Source organism: Paenibacillus sp. FSL R5-0914 (assembly GCF_038004525.1).
Classification (GTDB): domain Bacteria; phylum Bacillota; class Bacilli; order Paenibacillales; family Paenibacillaceae; genus Paenibacillus_AQ.
This window is the reverse complement of record NZ_JBBORH010000003.1, coordinates 1038360-1062445: the sequence shown is the minus strand read 5'-3', so window position 1 is coordinate 1062445 and position 24086 is coordinate 1038360. Positions and strand designations below refer to the sequence as shown.

Genomic DNA, 24086 nt, shown 5'->3' with positions numbered 1-24086 from the left:
AAACGAAAAGCTGGGGGATCTATGGACGAGAAACTACAACACACAGACGGCAACTATTTATTTAATGTCGACATCCTGATTAATGCCCGTACCAACCCGCTTGCATTGCAATATCTGCTTGAAATGTTGAACAATAATGACAAAATCACAGATTTCAACATTAACTCCGGTCTTGAATTGGGGAGAACCATTGACAGCTTGCTTCGTTCTGCCAAACTAGCCTTGAATCAAAGCTCTGCTCCTCCAACTTCATTTAAGCTGCCACCAAAGACCACTAAAAAGCAGCTCGATAAACCGATTGATAAACAGGCAATATTGCCTGCACAACAGTCAGCTATTGAGACGCCAGCTGATGCATACGGGAAAATTCGACAGTATATTCAGAACAACCAATTAGTACGTTTACGAGCGAATCGGTACGGAAAACAAGTGTCCATGCCCTGTCGTATTTTAAATTTTGATGAAGCAGCCAACTCTATTAGTGTCTATCACGTGGATGAGAAACAGGTATACAGCTTTAATTTAAATGAGATCGACGAATTTCTGTAAACGTATACGTTACAGATAAATAAGCATCCGCCCCTTTATGGAACGGATGCTTATTTATCAACTTCTGTAACTTGATTGCTTAGGATGCCTCTTTGCTGCGTGAGAATGCTTCCACAGCCAGACATAACCAGCCTGCTATGAAGCATACACCACCAATAGGTGTTATCGCTCCAAGCACCTTAATCCCGGAAATGCTCAGTACATATAAGCTACCAGAGAACAAAATCGTCCCTGCTATTAATAGCCTTCCTGCCCAGCGTAACCGGGTACTTTCTCCCCATTGACCTACAGCCAGTGCTATCAGAATTACACCCAGCGCATGTACCAAATGATACTGTACACCCGTCTCATATACCTTCATATATTCTTCGCTAATAACAGGTTTTAATAAATGAGCGCCAAAAGCGCCTACTCCTACTGCCAGCATTGCTAGCACAGCCCCCCAGGCCATAAGTTTCCGTTGCATGCGATTACAACTCCTTAATATTAGACTTCTTCTATCATAAACGATTACCGATTGCTTTTTCCAGCAGCCATTTACGAATTAGCCACAATCAGGGGTTGCTTTTTTAGCATCAATATGAAAAAGTGGATATTAACAACATTTCATTCTTATCTCTCAAGGAGTGCAACCTATGGACCTTAATTCTCTCTCAAAATCTGACGCGCCTACAGCAGAGGTAGGAAATACCCAACCTGATCTGAGTCAGCCAAGTGCTGGTTCGTCGTATTCGTACCAGAAAGTAGATCATGACCTGCAACACTCTGGACCTGGTATTGCTTCTTTCATCATCAGCCTCGTGACCATAATGGGTTATGCAGCTCTCTTCGTTTTCATTATTATGAAGGCTTCTTCCATGGTTAACGAGAACTCGAATCTATTAGCCGAATCATCGCAGTCCATCATGCTTCTTGGAATGACTGTTATTATTCTTTCAGCTCTTAATGTAATTGGTGTTGTCATCGGCATTATTGGGCTTTCCATCCGGAAGAGACGTAAGGTTTTCGGCGTTATAGGCACTATCATCAACGGTGTGATTATCCTACTCTTTATGCTGCTTATTACTATTTTCTTAGTCAATGCCGGGACGCTATAACGTTCACTTCTAATTCCAAGACAAAAGGGCTGTTCCTGAAATCAATCAGGAGCAGCCCTTTTGTTATTCATAAATGATAGCGTTTCTTTATTTTGCAAGAGACAGCTTCGAAAGTACACGCTGTTTAACTGTAGCATCGCCTTCCACTGCTTTTTCAACATATTCAAAAGCTACAGGATCATCCGTATTTAACTTCTCAATAACGCTCTCCATACCTGCTGTGATCTCAAAAGCCGTAGGACCTTCTTTGGTCTCAATCTCAACAGAATGACTATCTATTTGGCCGACGTAAACGCCTGTTCCTTTAAGAATTTTAGCTTCTGGATTTGCAGTAGGTTTGGGTGCGGGAGTACTTGGATTCTCTGTTGGTGCAGTGGTACTTGTACCTTCTGTAGGTACGGGTGTGCTTGTGGTCTCCTCTGTTGGCACTGGAGAAGCTGTTGCACTTGGTTCTGCAGATGGCTGTGCTGAATTATTAGTAGCACCGCAAGCGGTTAGGGCTAGCGTTAATGCTGCGATTGCAGCTATAGCGGGTAAGGAACGTTGTTTTTTCATGTTGACTGCCTCCTCTATGTTTAGCGGTTGTTTGCAAAGTCATTTTCTATAAGCCTACTCCTATAAACGTATCAACTCTGCTAAGGTTTCATAATACGTTATTTTTAGTAACTTCCAATCTTTAATAGGCATCCGCCGGATGCAGGCTTAAGCGAGATTAATACAATAGTGTTGAGCCTGATTTATCCCTAAGGAGTGGTCCCCTTGAGAATCGATATCGGCTGCGGATCCAGTAAAGAAGCAGGTTATCTCGGGATCGATCGCATCGCGGGTCCCAACGTAGATATTGTCTGTGACATTAGCCAAGGCATCCCTTTGCCGGACAATACCGCCGAGTTTGTAATGGCTAGTCGTGTATTACCTTATATCGACGATTTATCCGCGGTTATGTCGGAAATTCACAGAATTAGCACCCACAAAGCCATTGTTTGTATACTGGCCCCGTATGCCCACAGTTTTGTTCATATGTCCAATCCTTCCTTTAAGCAGAAGTTTGATGAATATACTCCGAGGTATTTCACAGGATCCTTTTTCCAGCCCCCGTCCGGTCCAGTATGCCCATCGATTCCTGACTATCCCATCCCGGTGCCGCCGTTCGATTATCGATTGCTGCGGATGGAGCTTTTCTATCAATACCCTTATGAAGATCCTCTTTATGAAACAGAAGAACTAGAAATACTAAAGACGCTTCAAGCCAATGTTGTGCATGAAATCATGTACCATTTCACCGTAATCAAAGAAAATATTTCTATTCATGAGCTGGAATTGATGAGTAGAGGGCTTTACGCTGAACCGCGTGTTCTTATGAAACGCAGGCTAAAATCACACGATAGACAAAATTCCCTATAATTTATTGATGGGACATACAATTATACCCGAATTACATCATAGGCTAACATACAGGTATTAACTGTGCCGTCCTGATTATGGGACGGTTCACTTTTTTAAAAGAAAATTAACCTCGAAGGAGGTGAGAATCATTCCACTAGTCGTACGGGCAACGATCAATGCGACCGGTGCTATCACATTTACGGGCAACACACTTGGACTTAGTCGCTCTGATACAGTCGGAGTACCTGGGACACAGGACAGCATCGGTGGCTTTACCACTGTCAATACATCGTCTATTTTTGGAACCTACCCTAACGGAACGACTAGTCTTTACACAAGCAATAGTTCAGCAGCCATACTGGTCCTTCCTTCAGGTAGCACAGTGCTGTATGCAGAGCTGATATGGGGTGGCACCTATATAAATGGAACCGTAAACCTCAGTTCGGCGATAAACAACCCAGTCACCTTAATTACCCCTGCCGGGACTTCATTTAGCGTTACACCTGATTCTGCAACGAGTAACGTAGTTGATTTGGGAGGTGGTGCTTCTGCATATGTCCGTTCCGCCAATGTAACCAGCATTATACAACAAGGTGGTGCCGGTACCTATACTACAGGCGGCGTTGTAGGCACAATTGTAATTCCAGGAGACTCGACAGCCAACCATGCCGGCTGGACATTAGGTGTTATCTACCAGAATACAGCCCTCCCATTCCGCAATATGTCCCTTCGGGCAGGTGCAATACTAGTACAGGCAACATCAGCCCCGGTTTCAACTACGATAACTGGATTCGCAACACCAATAACAGGTGCGCTTGGAGGCAGAGCATTATTCAGCGCACAGGAGGGAGATGCAAACCGTTCAGGCGACCAGGCCTTGTTTGGTCCAACTGCTGCTACACTCGTAGCGTTATCTGGCCCCAATAACTTTGCTAACAACTTTTTCGCATCACAAATAAACAATGATACAGGTAATCTCAATACAACTGGAACATTTGGAACACGCAATCAGACGAACGGGAATCCAGGAACCAACATCATCGGTGGCCGACAAGGCTGGGACATTACTAATGTTGACGTGTCAGCCAGACTTGCAAATAATCAGTCTTCAGCGATTTTACAATTAACTACCTCTGGTGACGCTTATGTGCTTAATGGAAATGCCATACAAGTAGATATAAATGCACCCAAAATAAATCTCACTAAAAGTGCCAATGTGTCCGGCCCTATAGTCGGGGATACGGTAACTTATACTGTAACTGTCAGTAACACTGGTACAGCGAGTGCAGCTAGCGTCGTTTTATCAGATGCTCTGCCAGCAGGCTCAACCTTTGTCACTGGAAGTGTAGTAGTAGCCGGTGTCGTAAGACCCACCTTTGATATTACAGCAGGCATCTCCTTGGGGTCATTAGCTTTGAACTCTTCAATAACGGTTACATATCAAGCTAAAGTCACTTCATTACCACCAAGTCCACAAAATATAGCCAATACCGCCAATGCTGCTTTTACGTTTCAAAGTGTAGCAGGAGGCCCTATCATGACCGGGGTTATTCCATCCAATACGGTAACTTTACCCGTATATTCCCCTATTCTTAACATTGTAAAAACTGCCAATACTGCAAATGCGACGGTCGGAGATCAGATCACCTATTCCCTTCAAATCACCAACACTGGAAATATTGGTGCTATAACAACCCTTACCGACAATATTCCTTCAGGTAGCTCATATATTGCGGGTAGCTTTACCGTCAATGGAACACCTGTCGCTGGAAATCCTGCTACAGGTATTGCTATTGGAACGATAGCTGCTGGAGGCAGCTCTACCGTTCAATTCCGCGTAGTGGTGAACAGTCTCCCTTCACCGCCACAACTGGTCGACCAAGCGAGCACCACTTACACCTTTCAAGTTCCAGATGGGCGAACCGTAGCTGGATCAGCCTCATCCAATTCATTGTCTATTCCAGTTACAACTCCCAACGTAACAGTGCTCAAAAGCGCTGGATTTACTGACGTCGCTGTAGGAGATACACTGCTCTACACCTCCGTTATCAGCAATAATGGAATTGCAGCAGTTACCAACGTATCGCTTTCAGACATTATCCCTGCTGGGACTTCACTAGTCTCAGGTAGTGTTACGGTAGGTGGAACGGCACAGCCATCTGCTAATCCCGGTACAGGAATTTCTATTGGAACCATCACGCCTGGCGGTTCCGTTGCGGTCACTTTTCAGGTCAACGTGATCTCATTGCCAACTCCCGCTCAACTATTAAACAGATCCTCTACATCCTTCAGCTCAGGAGCCTTTACTGGCATTTCGCTTTCCAACACGACTACGACTCCGGTATATCAACCTGTAATCCAGATTGTCAAAAGTTCGAACGTTTCCAGTGCCACTGTAGGGGGCAATATTCTCTACACGTTGAATGTTCAGAATTCTGGAAATATCGGGGCATCTGTAGTCCTCAGTGACAATATTCCTTCAGGAAGTTCCTTTGTCTCGGGGAGTGTCACAGTTAATGGAGTTGCTAGACCAACTGATTCTCCACTTACAGGAATTAACTTAGGAACTGTAGCTTCAGGGGCTAGTGTTCCTGTAACCTTTCTTGTCTCTGTACAATCTTTGCCTTCACCAGCTGTTCTGAACAATCAAGGCAGCAGCAGCTACACCTACCAACTACCAAACGGTAGATCCTTATCCGGAACTAGCCAATCAAACACCGTTAGCATCCCAGTCTCCGCTCCAAATATTACGCTAACCAAATCCGCAAGCCTTGCTGATGTCACAGTCGGCGAGAATCTGACTTACACAGTCCAAGTGTCCAACACAAGCAGCGTAGCTGTGAATAACGTTGTCGTCTCTGACCCCATTCCTACGGGAGGCACTTTTGTAGCAGGGAGCGTTATTGTTGGCGGTTCATCGGTACCAGCCGCAAATCCAGGTACAGGAATATCTATCGGTAGTATTGCGGCTGGCAGCTCTATTACAGTCTCTTTTAGAGTGAATGTTTCTTCTTTACCAAATCCATCACAATTTGCAAACAGAGCTAGTGCGTCTTTCTCATCCGGTGCCTTCACTGGTTCTTCACTTTCGAACACGGTAGTAACCCCTGTGTATCAACCTATTATTAGTATGGTCAAAAGCGCGAATACCGCTCAGGCATCCGTAGGAGGATCTTTGTCTTTCTCGATTCTCATCAGCAATACCGGGAATATTGCAACCACTCTACTATTAACTGATAATCTTCCACCTCAAGCTTTATTTAACGCGAACAGTGTAATCATCGGGGGAACACCTTTACCCGGATATAATCCAGTAACCGGAATCCCTGTAGGCCCATTGGCACCAGGTGACAGCGTATCTGTGAGCTTTCTGGTTACGATAACAGCGTTACCTCCTTCACAGATGTTACTGAACTCCGCTTCGGCAACATATAGCTTCACCCTCCCGGACGGGCGTCAACTCGGAGGAAACGTAGTATCAAATACGCTCTCTGTCCCTGTATCCGCACCTAACGTCAGTGTCGTAAAAAGTGTGAATGCAGCTACTGCCGTTACGGGCGATATCCTTACATTCACCTCAGTATTGACGAACAACAGCATAGCTACTGTAAGCAACATCATTCTCAGCGATCCTCTGCCTGAGAATGTAGCTTTTATTCCCGGAACCGTAATTGTAGGCGGCATTACTCAGCCGCTAGCAGTTCCGTCCGCCGGCATTCCAATCGGTAGTCTGGGTCCAGGCGCCACAGCTACCGTAACATTCGAGGTGAGGATAACGATGCCGATACCATCACAAATTAATAATCAGTCGTCCGTCAGTTTTACATCCGGTGTATTCTCCGGTTCTTCTTCATCCAACATTACTAGCACACCAGTCATTCAGCCACAGATCTCCTTATTAAAAAGTGCCGTCGATGGAGATGGTGATGCCGATGCTCTCGTTGTAGGTGATACCATCATCTACACAGTGGTTGTAAGTAATGCAGGTAATCTTGCTGCAAATGTAACCTTAACCGACAACATTCCTACTGGAACTGTCTTCAATCCTAACAGTGTTATTGTAGGAGGCATGCCGCAACCAGGTGCAGCACCCAATACCGGCATAGCTGTAGGAAGTGTAGCTCCGGGAACCAGTGTCCCTGTTAGCTTCTCTGTTAATATCGTTTCCTTACCATCACCACAACAAATCAGCAATCAAGCTTCTGCAAGCTTCACCTATACTCCGCCTGACGGTAGACCCTTAAGCGGAACTGCTGTATCTAATACCGTCACACTACAGGTCTCAGCTCCTAATATCGTGGTAGTCAAAAGCTCCACCTCAACTTCCGTAGCGATCGGAGATACGGTCACTTATAACGTAAATATTACTAATAACGGTTTAGAAGCTGTTAATAGCGTGTTACTTAACGATCCAACACCAGCAGGCGCTGCTTTTGTAACGGGTAGCGTATCCGTAAATGGAGTACCTTTTCCAAACCTGAATCCTTCTTCGGGGATATCAATTGGTACCCTGGCGCCTGGAGCTTCAGCTCTGGTTGCTTACAGTGTTACCGTGATCTCTGTTCCTCCTACTACTACACTTATCAATAAGGCATCCGTAACCTTTACATCAGGTGTTTTTTCCGGTTCGACCTTCTCCAATACCGTTACCATCCCTGTGTACCAGCCGAACATCTCGGTCGTCAAAACAGCAAGTACGAATAACGCTACAACAGGTGACGCTGTCAGCTATACCCTGACCGTGAGTAACACAGGAAACTATCCGGCAAGCTTAATCATTACGGACAATATTCCTGCGGGTACTACCTTCGTTCCGAATAGTGTGCTCATTAATGGACTCCCCTTAGCGCAAGCAGATCCATCTACGGGGATTCCAGCTGGAGTTATTGCACCCGGTGCTACTACTGCAGTAATATTCACTGTTAATATCACCTCACTGCCCAATCCTCAGCAGTTGGTCAATCAGGGTACCGTAGCGTATAGCTTCACTTTGCCTGACGGCCGCACACTTGGTGGTTCCGTCCTATCCAATACAATTACTATCCCTGTCTCTTCACCAAATCTGGCTGTAGTAAAATCTACGCCTACCACATCAACTACAGTTGGAGACACGATCACCTATTCAGTTACAATTACCAATAACGGAATCGAAACGGTAAATAACGCTGTGTTCACAGACGCACTTCCTGCGGGTACTACATTCGTATCTGGCAGTGTATTAGTAGATGGCGTACCTCGTCCAGGGGGTAGCCCTTCCACCGGGGTAACCTTGGGCAGTATTGCACCAGGTGTAACTGTAACTGTGGCATTCACAGTGAATACAGTCTCATTGCCACCTTCAGGCCTCCTAAATAACCAGTCAACGGTGAGCTTCACCTCTGGAGTTCTCTCGAATGTTGCCTTCTCTAATATTGTATCAACGCCTATTTACTTACCGATTCTAGCCGCAGCAAAAAGCTCGAATTCAATTCAAGCGACCGTCGGAGATACGATTACCTACACGATTAATGTAACCAATTCAGGGAATTACGGGGCTTTGGCTACTCTGAGTGATACTATCCCATCTGGAACAACATTTGTGCCAAACAGTGTGCTTATTCAAGGTACCCCAGCTCCGGGAGCAGATCCAGCGGCTGGCATTCCACTCGGTGTCATATCCGCAGGTGCAACACTATCTGTTATGTTCTCAGTACTCATTTCAACATTGCCAGCAAGCCAGCAACTGATTAACCAAGCATCGGTAGCATTTGCTTACACCTTGCCTGATGGGCGGACGTTTAACAGTTCGATCAATTCCAATTCGACAACGATTTCGGTATCCTCACCGAATGTGATCGTAACTAAGTCATCACCAGCAACAGATGCCGTTGTTGGCGATACAATTACTTACAACCTTACAGTTACCAATAGCGGAATCGCCAATATCAGCAATGTAAACATCAGTGATCCAATACCAGCAGGTTCTTCGTTTGTTGCTGGCAGTGTGATCGTTGATGGCACTCCGCATCCTAATGCCAATCCAGCGAATGGCATCTCGCTCGGCACAATTGCACCGGGCGTTTCGGTCAATATCTCGTTCAACACTATCGTCAATGTACTGCCTAATCCTGCCACGCTCACCGATCAAGCTTCCGTCAGCTTCACATCTGGAGCATTCTCGGGATCCTCATTCTCTAATACACTTGTTATTCCGGTGTATCAGCCTATCATCGTTGTAGTCAAAGGGGCAGACAGAACCGCCGCAACTGTCGGAGATACGATTACTTACTCCTTGAATGTGACTAATACTGGTAACCTCATAGCAAATGTAGTCATAACTGACACGATTCCTAGCGGAGCTATCTTCGTTCCAAACAGCGTGCTCATTAATGGGGTGCCACAACCAGGCTCCGACCCGGCTACTGGATTAAATATTGGAGCAGTTGCTCCGGGAAGCACGGTAACAGTGACCATAACCCTGCAGGTTACAGTAGCCTCCCTCCCGTCACCGCAGCAGTTAGTCAATCAGGCTTCAGCAACTTTCTCATTCACACCTCCAGATGGTCGTCTGCTCACCGGAACTTCACTTTCAAATGTCCTAATCATCCCTGTCTCTTCTCCGGATGTAAGTGTCGTTAAGAGCACTACTTCTATTGATGCCGTTGTCGGCGATATCATCACCTATACGATTGTTGTTACCAACTTAGGGATTTCACCAGTCAATAACGTCATCATGGTTGACCCTATTCCAGCAGGCAGCCAATTTGTAACAGGCAGCATCACTGTAGACGGAACCCCACGACCTAATGGCAGCCCGGCTTCCGGTATTGCCATCGGAACGATTGCTGCTGGCGCTTCCTCAACCATCACCTTCCAGGTTCAGGTAGTAGCGTTATGATTCCCGGCTCACGTACCCAACCTGTCGTAACTAATCAATCTATGGTACTCTTCAACTCGGCAGCGGGTGTTGACGGCATTGTCTATTCCAATACCGTTAACACCCCGGTCGTGGGCCCCGTGCTTTCATTGCTGAAGAGTACAGACAAACTCCATGCCTCTTTAGGTGACACTCTGGTGTATACCATTAAAGCTTCTAATAATGGAAACACAGATGCTTTGCTAACGGTGTATGACATTCTTCCAGAGGGTGTATCCTTTATTTCCAACAGCGTGCTTAGAGACGGTGTGCCTCTCCCAGGGGCTACACCGTCTTCGGGCATACCGCTAGGTTCTATTGCTCCGCAGAGCCAAGTGAGCATCGCCTTTCAAGTGGTTATCATTTCACTTCCCTCTTCACTAGTGCTGCAAAATAAAGCACTGGGCCGTTTTTCTTTTGCCACACCCGAGGGAAGAATCGTTAACGGAGATTTATATTCTAATTCCGTACTAGTTTCTTTGCGCTCCTACCAGCTCTCTACCTTGTTGTCTGCAAGCACTCCGACCTCTTTTATAGGTGATGTAATTACCTATACATTACGGCTTACGAACGAAGGTAACAGCCTATTAAACCAAATCATCGCAACGATTTCTATTCCTAACGGATCTGTGTTCATTCCAGGGAGTGTCATTGCAGGTGGCGTCTATTATCCAGAATCAGAGCCTACGCAAGGAATATTAATTGGTCAACTTGATAAAGACCTAAGCATTGATATTACCTTTCGCGTTCGAGTTACAGAGATCCCCTCATCCTTGGACCTGACTAACCGTGCTGCTGTCACTTATACCGTCGACGACGATCCCAATACAACCGAGAGTAACACCGTCGTTATCTCACTTGTTCTGGCAGGGGTCACCATCAGCAAGAGAGTAGATCATGTTACAGCAGCTCCAGGTGACAACCTAAGATATGAACTAACGGTAACCAACAGCGGGAACTTGGCCGTGAATGCGGTTCTGACCGATGCTATCCCTTCGGGCACTCTTTTCGTATGGGATAGTGTTCTCTTAAACGGAGTGATGCAAAAAGGCGCCCGTCCTGCTGATGGCATTCAGCTAGGCACATTAAGAGGCGGAACTTCAGCGGTCGTGGTCTTTCAAGTGAGCATTCCTGCAGCTATAAACATTCATGCCCACGCAGCTGTCCAAAATCATGGCAGTGTTCAGTATACTTTTGTGCTCCCGGACGGACGGACAGTAAGACAAACCTCTCGTTCCAATATCGTTACTACCTTAATAGTCATGCCTATCATTTCTCTCGAAACTCATGCAAAGCCTACCCTTGTCGAAGAAGGAGAACATGTCCAATGCTGGATCTCCCTAACGAATAGTGGGAATTGGCCAGCAAAAGTATCCCTTGATCGGCTCACACCGGAGGAATGTCTTATTGATCCTAGCAGCATTGTGATTGATGGGATTCCAAATCCACAATCTTCATTTAACGGTATCTTGTCGCTAGGGACAGTCAAAGCTGCTACCACTGTAAACATCCATTATTTTGTCAGGGTTAGTGAACATGTACTGGGTCGTTTCCTTAAAGGCTTAGTAACCGCTCCATACTTCTTCAATCTGGATGGACGTGAATACACTGGCGAGAGCCAGTCGAACAGTTATATATTGACTGTGGAAGAGATCAGTGAATAAGAAATCACATATCCCCCATCCCCATGAATATACTTTAGTTACAACCCCAAAACATAAATATTTATATTCCATGGGAGGTGGTCATCCTGTCGCAATCATCTGGTCCCTTTTCCTTTGTAGTCTCAAAAGAAGACTGGTCCCTTCATCGCAAAGGCCATCAGGATCAGGAACGTCATCAGCAAAAGGTCAGAGAAGCTATCAAGGATAATTTGCCGGATCTCGTGACCGAAGAAAATATTATTTTGTCAGGCGGTAAGCAGATTGTAAAGGTTCCGATTCGCAGTCTGGATGAATATCGAATTATCTATAACTTTCGTAAGCAAAAGCATGTAGGACAGGGCGACGGGGAAAGTCAGGTCGGTGATGTACTTGGGCGGGATTCACAGTCGGCACAGCCCGGCAAAGGGGAAAAAGCAGGCGATCAACCCGGTCAGGACACCGTGGAAGCAGAGGTCAATCTGGAGGATCTGGAGGACATCTTGTTTCAGGATATGGAGTTGCCACATCTGAAGCCCAAGAATAAGGAAGAGATCGAGGTTAAATCCATCATCTTCAACGATATTCGTAAAAAAGGCATGATGTCCAACATCGATAAGAAACGTACCCTGCTGGAGAACCTTCGGCGTAATGCAAGCAGAGGTAATCCCGGCATTCACAGCATAAGTCCTGATGATCTGCGCTACAAAACATGGGATGACATTCGAACGCCTCACTCCAATGCGGTCATTATTGCGATGATGGATACGTCAGGTTCGATGGGTTCTTTTGAAAAATACTGCGCTCGCAGCTTCTTCTTCTGGATGACCCGCTTTCTACGCCGCCAGTATGAGAAGGTGGAGATTGTCTTTCTCGCCCACCATACGGAGGCTAAAGAGGTCAGCGAGCATGATTTCTTCACCCGCGGAGAGAGTGGAGGAACCATCTGTTCCTCAGCTTATCAAAAAGCGATTGAGATTATCGACAGCCGATACCCGCCAGCGCAGTACAACATTTATCCGTTTCACTTCTCTGATGGCGATAACCTCACCTCCGACAACGAACGCTGTGTAAAGCTAATTGGAGAACTGCTAAAACGAAGCAATATGTTTGGTTACGGGGAAGTGAATCAGTACAACCGCAGCAGCACACTAATGTCCGCTTATCGTCATCTGAAGCACGAGCAATTCATGCATTATGTCATTAAAGACAAAAAAGAAGTGTACCAGGCGCTAAAGACCTTCTTCAGTCAAAAGGGCACTGTTAATTCATAATTCCTACGTTTGATTATAGCCCACAGCTAGACTGCCTGTTCTATTGTCCTACCCATATAAAAAAACCTCCATTCCAGATATTTGGAGAGGAGGTTTTTTGTGTAAATATATTCAACTATCCTAAACTCTGTTCCACAATACTTTTATTACCACTCAGAAAATAGATGGCAAGAGTCATATTCCAAGTAAGCTTTAAACTCTACTGCCTATTGTACCTTCTCTCTATCCTTGCCTTTATCAGATTCACTGGCATTTCTATTCGCTGCTTCCCGGTCCTCCATCATCTCATCCACTGTCTTTACCTTCAGGCGGGCTGCGCCTTCATTGTTGGCATTCGTTGGAATAAGATCTCCTGAAGCTAAGCGTTCCTTCGCTTTTGCAATGGCCTCGCTGTACTGTGGCAGCCACTGCTCCCCAGCTACAAGCATCTCATCGACCATCTGCCAGATTTCTTTCGGGTTACATACGGCGCCTACCAACGGATCCATCATAAATGCTTGACGTAGCAGCTTGTCATCGCCGTGCACAGCAGCTTCGACGGCTAAACGTTGCACCGAGATACTAACGTTGCACACTGCGGCTGCTCCTAAAGGCAATTCACCTACAAGCGGCATCGATATACCATTCCGATCCACATACCCTGGTGCTTCGATAATCGCATCATCTGGCAAATTAGAGATCACGCCATTGTTCACAGTGTTAAAGTGACCTCTATACACTCTGCCCGTTTCCAAGCCTTCAATAATAAATGAACCATGTTCTTCTCCGCGATTCTCCACTGTATACTCCAGTGCCGAGTCCTTCATCCAATTCGGAAAATCCGTTTCGAACCAATTCCGCCCTTCGGTGCAGACACGTAGATATCCACCCGTCTCACCGTTAATCCAGCTTCCCAGGTCGATCCAATCCATAATTTCATCGCTGCGTTTACGATACCATGGCACATATTCACTTAGGTGACCATTGGATTCTGTACTGTAATATCCAAAGCGGCGCAGCATGTCGATCCGAACTTTTTCTGTGCGGCTGAATTCTGGATGACTCTCAAAAGCTTCTAAAAGACCTTCGGTCAAATCTTTACCCTTATGACTCGCCGAAATATACCAAGTCTGGTGATTGATACCCGCACAAATAATATCGACTTCCGACTTTTTCAGCCCATACACATCTGCAATTTGCCCATGCCCATGCTGCACCCCATGACACAGACCAATCGTCCTTACACCACCGTATTTGTTGCATGCCCAAGTCAGCATAGCCATAGGGTTCGAATAGTTAAGTAGGAGTACATCCGGCGCAGCCATTTCCCTAATATCACGGCAAATATTCAGCATTTCCGCAATCCCGCGCTGACCATACATGATGCCTCCTGCACAAAGGGTATCCCCTACGCACTGATCTACTCCGTATTTCAATGGAATATCCACATCTGTAGCAAATGCTTCCAGTCCACCCATACGAATAGTACAAAATACATACTTCGCATCCTTCAGGGCTTCTCTTCGATCCGTCGTTGCCTGGATTTGAATATTTAATCCATTCTCTTTAATATCACGTTGGCACAGCTCGGTAACCATCTCCAAGTTGTGGCTATTAATATCCATAAATGAGACTTCAATATTATTAAATTCCGGCACGGTTAGTAAGTCCCGCAACAATCCACGGGTAAATCCAATGCTGCCTGCCCCTATAAAAGACACTTTAAATGACATCCTTATCAGCCTCCGGTAATGAATTGATTGTTCCTGTCCATTGTAGCAAGGGCGCTAGAGAAAGCGTAACCAATATCATGACCTCTTTTGAAGGAAGGTGTCAAAAATCCTAACTTATCTATTGAACATCCATCTCTTCATAACTCCAAGCATGACGCTCAATGGAATTACGATATTCTATGGGCGTGTTGTCAGTATATTTTTTGAAGAGGAGATGAAAATATTGTCTGCTACTAATCCCTACATAATCGGCAATTTCAGCAATTGGAATATCACTCTGTCCCAGCAGCATCTTTGCTTTCTCCATTCGCAGCATATTCAAATAATCACTGAGTGTCCTACCTGTATGTGACTTAAAAATACGATGCAGATATCCGGGATGCAGATTGACCGCGGCAGCGATATCCTTAACCTGAATACTCTGGTCGTAATTCTGATGCAGGAATTCGATACTGCGCCGCACATAGAGCTGCGAAGGCTGTTGACTGGCATGAAGCTGATCCTGTCGCAAGCTTGATACTCGAAGTAGAAGCTCACAGAACAATAAGTCGACCATACTTCCGCCTTTCCCGCCACTTTGATCAAGCTCTAGTACAAGTCCTTTTAGAACATGATAAATTTCCTCCGGATCAGGCATGACTAGACTGGAAAAGGGCATCTGTAACCATTCAGCAAGTGCCGCTTCTTTCCGAGCGAGCTTGCCGATAGATGGAGCAACCCCTGTATATTCCATAAATCCAAACTCCACATTCAGCATTCGGCAAGGCGTCCCATCCTCGACAATCAGTCTGTGCGGTACATTTGCATCGAGGATGATCAGTTCTCCCCGCTTTAACCTAAATCTCTCTTCTTCACATGTTTTTGAACGGACATCCACAACACAGCTTCCTGAGATCAAATACATGATTTCGGTTGAATTATGCTGATGGTAAGACATACTGTAGTTGTTCCACTGTTTATAATAGTAAGCGAAAAAATGAGGACTATAATCTCTTTCAATTAATGCCTGCTGAAAAAGACTCCCACTAAGATTTAGAGGAAAATCCGTCAATCGATCACTCCTTTCTTCTATTAAAATGTTAACCCAAGTGTATCTCTCAAACTACTTCTAAGACAAGAAGAGCTACTTGAAGTCATTAAGTTAGAAAAAAACGAGCAAAACTCCAATACACAGGAGAGTTGCTCGTTTTATTGTTTTTACTAATAAGATTTAATTCTCATACTTGAAAAGAAACCATAGATTGCTTAAGATCTGCTGCTAAGCTCTCCAGCTTTTGAGATAAGGAAACTAGCTCCTCACTTACAGTAAATTGCTGTGAAGACATAGAAGCTACCTCCTGCGTCGAAGCCGTCGTCTGCTGCACAATGGAACTGACACTCGCCATGGATTCACCTAATTGACGCTGAAACTCTATCAGTTCATGAATTGAAGCAGAGGATTCACTAAGATGCCCCATGAAGTGTTCCATTTCCTCTTTGACACTCGCAAAAATCGTTGACGAGTCACGCACGGAAGAAATCTGCTCACGGAACTTTGGAGCGGTCTCATTGATATCTTTAACCGTGTTCTCAATGTGTAGACCAATCTCTTCCGTAATCTTGGAGACCGATTGGATCGACTCATTCGATTGGTTAGCGAGCTGTCTGATTTCATCAGCAATCACTATAAAGCCTCTGCCTGCTGCACCGGCTCTTACCGCCTCTATAGTGGCATTTAGCGCCAAAATATTGGTCTGCTTATTTACGGCAATCATAGGACTAAGAATACTACGAATTAAATGAGTACTCTCTCTTAGCTTATTGGAGTTCTCTTGTATTCGATTGAACATCTCCACCGTAGATTCACTCTGCTCTACTAGCAGCTTCATCAGCTCTGTCCCCTGATCACTAACCTCAATAACCCGCTCCGCCGAAGCGTCCATTACTGTATTTAGTTCAGTTACTTCACTCATCTTACTGCCAATGATTTCGACATTAGCATGGCTTTTTTCTGCTTCGACAGCAAGGCTTGCTGCTCCAAGTGCAATCTCACCCGTAGCAGATGCAACCTCTCTGGCATGAAGTGATGTTGTACCTGACGCTTTGACTAATTGCTCTGAAGTACCAAGCACTTCATCCGCTGACATTTCACTCTGGCTTGCAAGCAGAGAAATTTGCTCCATCATTTTGTTAAAGCTATGCCCGAGCCGACCAATCTCATCCTTACCCTTAAAATTCGTTCGTACACGAAGGTTTCCTCGCTCACCTTCTTCCATTAAGGTCGCCAGTTTACCTAGTGGACGCCCAACCAAACGAACAAGAACATAACCAATTAGCAGAGCTATCACGGCAGCTGCCAGCACCACAGAGAACGTGATATAAAGAAGCTTATCTGCCGACTTCGTAAAATCACTAACGGGTGCATATCCCATGAGCGTCCACTTTGCAGTCTTTAAAGGCTGATACACGACAAGCTGCGGACTTCCGTTCTCATCGGCTGCTGTAAATGAATGTTTCTTTTCTACATCTTGCCCTTCTGATACTTTTATGTAAGAGGGTTGACCCAGTTTAGCATGATCCGCACCATAAACTATGTTACCTTCTGAGCTCAAAATTCGAATCTCACCTGTAATTCCAATCTGAAGATTAGACAACATTTCGGTCATTGCCTTGCCTTTAACTTCGATCAGCATGTAATACTCCGCTTCAGGATGTACAAGATTGCGAAGCAATCTCCCCATAGTTAAAGTAGGTTCAGTATAAGAATCAAAGAAGCCCTTCTCACGAACCGGAAACCACACTGGCTCCCCTTTAGCATCTGCAATTTGTTTCAGTCTTTCAGCAATACCTTCATCACTACGAAGGCCACTAATTCCTGTAGATTTATACGATTCTGTTTCTTCCAAGCTCTTAGATACCAGTCTGACGCCATACATCTGCTCATCTGATCCTTTAACTAAGTCTAGCTTTCTACGAATCCGATCTTCTGCGGAAACTTTGGCTACCGTTGTAAGTTCTCCACTTTTTATGTTTTCCAAATCACCTTTTAATGTGGAGTCGAGGGCAAACTGCCTTGAGAGCGCTTCGTATTCTGTTAGGACAAAATCCAGCTTGTCCGCTGCTTGAACTATAGACTGTGAGGAGGCCGCGGCAACCTCATCTGTAATGATATCTTTGGCAGCAAAATATGAAGTCAATCCTAGAACAGAGGATAAGAGCACTATGGAGCTGAAAAGAATAACGAACAATTTTATCCCAACTGATCTAAACTGTAGGGTCCATAGCTTTTTCATTAAGTTCACTCCCTATGATGGAAAAAGGGTACAGCCTTCCATTTCTGTACAAAGGCTGTACCCAGTTCATTCTTTAGTATGAAGCGAAATTGTTACCCCTTACTAGCTCCTGCAGTCAATCCATCAACAAGCAGACGTTGCAAGAATACAAACAAAATCATAATCGGGATAGAGATCAGAACAGCACCGGCAGAGAATAAGGTGAAGTTAGTGTTTTGGTTCGTGTTAACCATATCCCACATTCCGACTGCGACGGTCCAGTTCTCCTTTGTCCGCAAAATAAGTCTGGCGAAAATGAAATCGACCCAAGGACCGACAAACTGAGTCAGTGCCATATAAGTGATCATAGGACGTGACAAGGGAAGAATCACTCGCATAAAGATCCCGAAATTACTCGCCCCGTCTATTCGAGCCGCCTCATCCAAAGAACGAGGAATCGTGTCGAGGAAGCCTTTGGCGATAAAGGTTCCCCCCAGCGGCGCCCCGGCTGCATAGACGATAATCAAGGCAATATGCGTATCCAGCAAATTAAACTCCTTAAGGAGCATATAAATGGCAATCATACTCATAAAACCAGGGAACATACCAAGAATCAGAACCGTAGATAACGCTGTTTTACGCGCTTTAAAACGGAATCTGGATACTGCATAACTGGTTAACAAGGTAAGAACTACACCGATAAGCATGGAGAATATAGCTATCTTCAATGTATTCGCATACCAAGTTCCAAACATATAGCTTGGTGACGTGAACAATTCTCTGTAGTGATCAAAGGTGAATTGCTCAGGGATAAACGTTTTACTGTACAGTGATTTACCAGGCCGGAAGGAAGCAAACAGAATCCAGAGGGCCGGATAGAGTGCCGCTATCGACAAAGCAATCAAGATGATGTAACTACCACTTAAGCGAATAAAGTTCGCGATCTTTCTGCTCATTGGATCATATCCTCCTCTTTGAATGATTTCGTCCGGCGGTAATTGTACAGGGAGAATGAAGCAACAATGATAAAGATAATAATCCCTATTGCCGAAGCCATGTTGTTTTTATTCTGATCAAGTGTTAATTTGTATAGCCAGGTTACTAGCAAGTCCGTGGAACCGGCATATTGATAATCACCATTTACAGGACTACCGCCTGTTAATAGGAAGATCGCATTAAAGTTGTTAATGTTACCTGCGAATTGCGTAATTAAAGTAGGCGCTGTGGAGAACAATACCATTGGTAACGTAACGATACGGAACTTCTGATAACCTGATGCTCCATCCACCTCAGCGGCTTCATACATATCCCGAGGAATTGTAGTCAGTACGCCCATAATAAGTAACATCGAGACTGGAATACCAACCCACATGTTAACAATAATTACGGTAACCTTAGCCCAGAATGGATCTGTCAACCATGGTAATCCACCCATTCCAAAATACCCAAGGTATTGGTTGATCGGACCGAATTGACCGTTAAATAAATTGCGCATGAGCAGCAAAGAGATTAACTGCGGTACTGCGTAAGGTACAATCAGAATAACTCTCCACATTCCTTTGAAACGAATACCTTTTTGGCTCACCAATAAGGCTACCAATAGTCCTCCGAAATATGTAGTGATCGTCGAAAGAACTGCCCATATAATCGTCCATGTTAATACACCATAAAAAGTGTGGCTCCATGTTTTGAGAACTAATAAATTTCGGAAAGTCTGAAATCCAACCCAGTCAACCAATTTAGCGGGTGGAAGATGATCAGGTGCGGAATAGTTCGTAAACGCCAGCAGGATCATGAAGATGATTGGCATGATCGTAAAGAATAAAACACCAATACCCGGCAAGACCAAGAACGTCTGAGCGAACTTATAATCCAGTATATAGCGAACACTTTGTTTAAAGGTGTTTGCCTGAAGACCGTTATCGCGTTTCTCTCCAGTCTTATAAGCATCTTTAATGTTCAAATACCAAGCGAGGATTATGATGATAAGCATTAAAATGGTGATCAAGCTTTGAATCAAAATATAAATCGAGTGATCCCCAGCTACCATCTTAGCGATGCCTTTTACTTTTACCAAACGGCTAGGGTTTTCTCCTAGTGTAACAAAACCCCATAGAGCAGTAGCAAGATTCTGAATAAAATAATAAACAGCGGCGGCTTCTACAACTAAAAACATGATTCCTTTGATGAATTGGCGGTTATATATTTGTCCCAATCCCATGAAAATCGTCGACAGTACTGCGGCCCTCGTGCGATGTCGCTGCATTTCGCTTCCGTTCTCCTCTCCGAGTGAAAATAAGAAGCTGCCCTCCGCTAAACATGCGACGGGCAGCTTGATTCACTGTATGCTGTTAAGACTGTGATTTATGATCCTTATTGCGATGAACTGTTGTTCAAATCTTTGATTTGTTGAACGGCTTTGTCCATAGCTGCTTTTGGATCCACATTTTTATCCCAAATTTCTGGAAGCGCTGCATTTACAGGGCTCCAAACGTTACCCATTTCAGGGATAGAAGGCATCGGTTGGGAACTCTTAGCTTGTGCTGCAAAAGCGGATACAAATGGATCATTAACGATTTGTGGATCAAGAAGCGCTTCGTTGTTTGTAGGAACAGAACCGATCGTTTTGTTCAGTAACAATTGAGCGTCTTTGCTTGATGCAAAATGAGCGTACAATTTAGCAGCGTTCGGATATTGAGTAAACGAGTTAACTGCGAAAATTTTGATACCAGAGAATGTAATAGCTGTTTTGCCATTTACTGTAGGGATCGGTGCGATACCAAGGTTATCTCCAAGAGCTGCTTTGTATCCTCCAAGCTCCCAAGGACCAGTGATATCCATCGCTACATCACCTGAGTTGAACAAGCTGCGTTTGATATCAGCGTTGATATCTCCGCTCTTAATTGGCAATGCTTCTTTCATTTTCACAAATTCTTTAAGTCCTGCAACAGCTCCATCATTAGCAAGTCCGATATCGTCTTTATCTGTACCGTCTTTACCGAACAGATATCCGCCATCGGAAGCGATAAACATGTAGTTGAAGTACAAGTTTCCTACTTCCCACATAATTCCGTATCTGTTCTTGGATTTATCTGTGAATGTTTTGCTGAAAGCAAGAACATCGTCGAAAGACTTAGGTGCTTCTTTAACAAGTGATTTATTGTAGAACAATGCATAAGTTTCTGCTGCTCTTGGGTAGCCATACAATTCGCCTTCATACGAAGATCCGATAATCGAAGCTTCAGTATTGCTAGCTTTTGTTTCTTCACCGAAGACATCGTTAGGAAGAACCAAGCTCGCACTTGCTGCTTTACCTAAGTTGTCGTGAGGAATAAGGATAACGTCTGCTGCTAATCCTGAAGGACCATCTTGCGTAAGTTTAGTTACTTGATCTGGTGGTGCCAACTCTTCAATCTTGACTGGAACGTTATATTTTGCTGTGAACTGCTTAGCAATTTCGTCTGCGAATGGTCTTTCTTCCTTACTTTCCCATACAACTAGAGTCGCTCCATCTTCAGGTACAATCTCTTCTGTCGCTGCTGCATCTGTGCTCTCTGGCGCTGCAGTCTCTGTAGTGTTGTTAGCAGCATTAGTAGCTTTTGCTGCATTGTTTCCCCCGGCATTCCCATTGTTGCTCGAACCACACGCTGTAACGGACAGTGCCATAGAGACAGCAGCGGTGATAACCATCACTTTTTTTAACTTCATTACTTTAACCCCTCCCAATTTTAAAAAAGCATAAGATGATAAAATAGTAGAGCAAGAAATTTGCGCAAACGATTTCAGAAAAGCTAAAAAAAAAGTTATTCTTTTAGCTCGCTCCTTCTTGAGCTGCATTTCGCAGTGCAAGAAAGCGCTTCATTCATGAATACATCATACAACAGTATCGTTTGTTTTTAAAAACGTTTGCACATACCATATTTGACCATTTTCCATTAATTGATAAACACTATAGGCATTTATCTCCATTTTTCACATGATATCTTTTAATTAATCGATTATTCATGTGTTTAAAAATGGAATTGCTATTTTATTTGCCCCTGATATACCACAAATTCACTTTTCCAGTAGATTTACAATTATCGGGCAGTAGAAACGCTCATATACTCAAGTGAAAATTTGTGCAATGGTTTGAACAAGAGTATTGAAAGCCCTTTTATTCCATGCTATAATCCAAATCGTTAAGAGGCAACCCAACATGAATCATTGCATCTATTGTCTGCCTCCTGTTCTATATAACTAAAAGGCAATGTTACTTATGAAAGGTACAACCTCGGACAAGCTACTTCGCGGCGGTTGTGCCTCTTTGTTATGTGCAAGTTTGTCTCATCATTTGCGCATGTTGCATAAAAAACTGTGCAACCAATAACAATAGCGACATTCTAAAACCCACGCGCTGTGGTGAATGGTTCGGGAAAGTATCGCTCACAAAACTTAAGCGTATACTTTCGAGTTAATTTTGCCGAAGCTGGTCTTACAAAACTTTAGGAGGACTTATTCATGTTACTGGAAGCTGTGTACCATCGCCCGCGGTTAAATTGGTCTTATGCCTATAATGAGAGTACGATTCACTTGCGTCTCCGCGCTAAAAAAGGGGATTTAACAGAAGTATTTGCTTTTGCAGGGGATAAGTACACTTGGGATACCACGAAAGAGCTAATTCCCATGACCCTCTTCACCTCTGATGCTATGTTCGATTATTGGGAATGTGCTTCAGTTCCCATCTATCGCCGATTGAAATACGGATTCTTACTGCAAAAGGATAACGAGAAGGTTTGGATGACCGAAAATGATTTTCAAACGAACCGGCCAGAAAATCCAAACAAGCTTTTCGAGTTCCCTTTTATTAACCCCGTTGATGTGTTCACTCCACCTGCCTGGGTAAAGGATGCTGTTTTCTATCAGATCTTCCCTGAACGCTTTGCAAATGGCGACCCTAGCCTTGATCCTAAAGATGTTCAGCCATGGGGAGCAGAGCCAACACCAACCAACTTTTTTGGCGGCGATCTGCAAGGGGTTATTGATCATTTGGATCATCTTAACGAGCTTGGCATCAATGCTATTTATTTCACACCACTCTTCACTGCAACTACTAATCATAAATACGATACAGAAGATTACATGAAAGTTGATCCGCATTTCGGGGATATTGCAACGTTAAAAAAACTCGTCGACCTCTGCCATAAATGTGGTATTCGTGTCCTGTTAGACGCAGTATTCAACCACTCCGGTGGAACCTTCGCTCCATTTTTAGATGTTCAGGAAAAGGGAGAAGACTCCATTTACAAAGACTGGTTCCATATTCGTGAGTTTCCGCTTCAAGTTGTAAACGGGATTCCTACTTATGATACTTTTGCCTTTGAACCACATATGCCAAAGCTTAATACCGAACATCCTGAAGTTAAAGAGTACTTACTGAAGGTCGCTGAATTCTGGATTACAGAAGTTGGAATCGATGGTTGGCGCCTCGACGTAGCCAATGAAGTAGATCATGATTTCTGGCGTGAATTCCGCAAGGTGGTAAAGCGCGCTAATCCGGAGGCCTACATCCTTGGAGAAATCTGGCATGAGTCTGCTCCGTGGCTGGAGGGTGATAAATTCGATGCCGTCATGAACTATCCCTTCACTGATGCTGTCTTAGACTTTTTTGTTCATGGTAACCTTGATGCAGAGGGGTTTGCCAACTCTATTGGTAGACAGTTATCGCGCTACCCACTGCAAGCAAGTGAAGTTGCCTTCAATCTGTTAGATAGTCATGACACTCCACGCTTACTCACGCTGGCTGCTGGGGACAAAAATAAAATGCGATTAGCTGCACTATTCCAGTTCACCTTTATGGGTACTCCTTGTATCTATTATGGCGACGAGTTCGGAATGGACGGTGAAGGTGATCCAGGTTGTCGTAAATGCATGGAGTGGAACCCTGAGAAGCAGGATCGTGATCTGTTCGAATTCTACCGTCAGCTCATTCAAATCCGCAATGAGCAACCTGCACTTCGTACGGGGACATTTACTTTCTTAGAGGCAGGTCGACAAGGCAGTAAGATAGCCTATGAGCGCCGATTGGATCTTGAGACTATAGTTGTACTGATCAATAGCGAAGAGACCGCTCAAACGTTTCGTATTGACGTAGACGAGCGAAATTGGGAGAACTTGTTCACGGCCGATACAGTGCGTGCTGAGCGTGGCAAGCTGAACGTGAAGATGCCTGCTTATGGTTTCGCTATACTTAAAGCAATCAACTAGATTTAAATGCCTTTGGCCGTATAAAACATAACAAAA

General features: G+C 44.5%; 15 protein-coding genes. 7 read left to right on the top strand and 8 right to left on the bottom strand.

Annotation, left to right across the window (positions count from 1 at the left end):
• Positions 1–21: 21 nt before the first annotated feature.
• The gene (locus MKX60_RS27870; RefSeq protein WP_042186347.1) at positions 22–549 is read left to right on the top strand and encodes a hypothetical protein; all 528 of its coding nucleotides are present in this window, start codon (positions 22–24) and stop codon (positions 547–549) included.
• Positions 550–628: 79 nt separating this feature from the next.
• On the opposite strand, the gene MKX60_RS27865 is transcribed toward MKX60_RS27870, so the two are convergent.
• Positions 629–1015, bottom strand: coding sequence for a DUF423 domain-containing protein (locus MKX60_RS27865; RefSeq protein WP_076284185.1), 387 nt, complete (start codon positions 1013–1015; stop codon positions 629–631).
• Positions 1016–1184: 169 nt separating this feature from the next.
• Here MKX60_RS27865 and MKX60_RS27860 point away from each other — a divergent pair, with 169 nt between their 5' ends.
• Positions 1185–1646 carry a hypothetical protein gene (locus MKX60_RS27860; RefSeq protein ID WP_052404212.1) on the top strand — a complete coding sequence of 154 codons (462 nt, stop codon included), beginning with the start codon at positions 1185–1187 and terminating at the stop codon, positions 1644–1646.
• Between the two features lie 87 nt (positions 1647–1733).
• Here MKX60_RS27860 and MKX60_RS27855 read toward each other — a convergent pair whose 3' ends face one another.
• Positions 1734–2201 (bottom strand): hypothetical protein, encoded by a 468-nt coding sequence (locus MKX60_RS27855; protein WP_076284187.1) that lies wholly within the window; start codon positions 2199–2201, stop codon positions 1734–1736.
• A 204-nt stretch (positions 2202–2405) separates the two neighbouring features.
• On the opposite strand from MKX60_RS27855, the gene MKX60_RS27850 reads away from it, so the two are divergent.
• From MKX60_RS27850 to yhbH, 4 genes are all read left to right on the top strand, one after another.
• Complete coding sequence (locus MKX60_RS27850; protein ID WP_341061587.1) at positions 2406–3050, top strand: methyltransferase domain-containing protein; 645 nt, start codon at positions 2406–2408, stop codon at positions 3048–3050.
• Between the two features lie 121 nt (positions 3051–3171).
• Entirely contained in the window at positions 3172–9909 is a 6738-nt protein-coding gene (locus MKX60_RS27845) for a DUF7507 domain-containing protein (RefSeq protein ID WP_341061586.1), read from the top strand.
• Entirely contained in the window at positions 9906–11591 is a 1686-nt protein-coding gene (locus tag MKX60_RS27840) for a hypothetical protein (protein ID WP_341061584.1), read from the top strand. Before MKX60_RS27845 ends, MKX60_RS27840 begins: the two co-directional genes overlap by 4 nt.
• 86 nt (positions 11592–11677) lie before the next feature.
• Complete coding sequence (gene yhbH, locus MKX60_RS27835) at positions 11678–12841, top strand: sporulation protein YhbH (RefSeq protein WP_042193520.1); 1164 nt, start codon at positions 11678–11680, stop codon at positions 12839–12841.
• 206 nt (positions 12842–13047) lie between these two features.
• On the opposite strand, the gene MKX60_RS27830 is transcribed toward yhbH, so the two are convergent.
• The 6 genes from MKX60_RS27830 to MKX60_RS27805 form a co-directional block, all read right to left on the bottom strand.
• Complete coding sequence (locus tag MKX60_RS27830; protein WP_341061583.1) at positions 13048–14553, bottom strand: alpha-glucosidase/alpha-galactosidase; 1506 nt, start codon at positions 14551–14553, stop codon at positions 13048–13050.
• 118 nt (positions 14554–14671) lie between these two features.
• Positions 14672–15604, bottom strand: a complete 933-nt coding sequence (locus MKX60_RS27825) for an AraC family transcriptional regulator (RefSeq protein ID WP_340968337.1) — start codon at positions 15602–15604, stop codon at positions 14672–14674.
• A 166-nt stretch (positions 15605–15770) separates the two neighbouring features.
• The gene (locus tag MKX60_RS27820) at positions 15771–17825 is read right to left on the bottom strand and encodes a methyl-accepting chemotaxis protein (RefSeq protein ID WP_341061581.1); all 2055 of its coding nucleotides are present in this window, start codon (positions 17823–17825) and stop codon (positions 15771–15773) included.
• Positions 17826–17917: 92 nt separating this feature from the next.
• Positions 17918–18760, bottom strand: a complete 843-nt coding sequence (locus MKX60_RS27815) for a sugar ABC transporter permease (protein ID WP_341061580.1) — start codon at positions 18758–18760, stop codon at positions 17918–17920.
• Positions 18757–20070 carry a sugar ABC transporter permease gene (locus MKX60_RS27810; RefSeq protein WP_042125830.1) on the bottom strand — a complete coding sequence of 438 codons (1314 nt, stop codon included), beginning with the start codon at positions 20068–20070 and terminating at the stop codon, positions 18757–18759. Before MKX60_RS27810 ends, MKX60_RS27815 begins: the two co-directional genes overlap by 4 nt.
• Before the next feature lie 107 nt (positions 20071–20177).
• Positions 20178–21512: a sugar ABC transporter substrate-binding protein gene (locus tag MKX60_RS27805; RefSeq protein WP_076284192.1), complete on the bottom strand. Its 1335-nt coding sequence runs from the start codon at positions 21510–21512 to the stop codon at positions 20178–20180.
• Between the two features lie 792 nt (positions 21513–22304).
• Here MKX60_RS27805 and MKX60_RS27800 point away from each other — a divergent pair.
• The gene (locus tag MKX60_RS27800) at positions 22305–24050 is read left to right on the top strand and encodes an alpha-glycosidase (protein ID WP_341061579.1); all 1746 of its coding nucleotides are present in this window, start codon (positions 22305–22307) and stop codon (positions 24048–24050) included.
• Positions 24051–24086 lie beyond the last annotated feature (36 nt).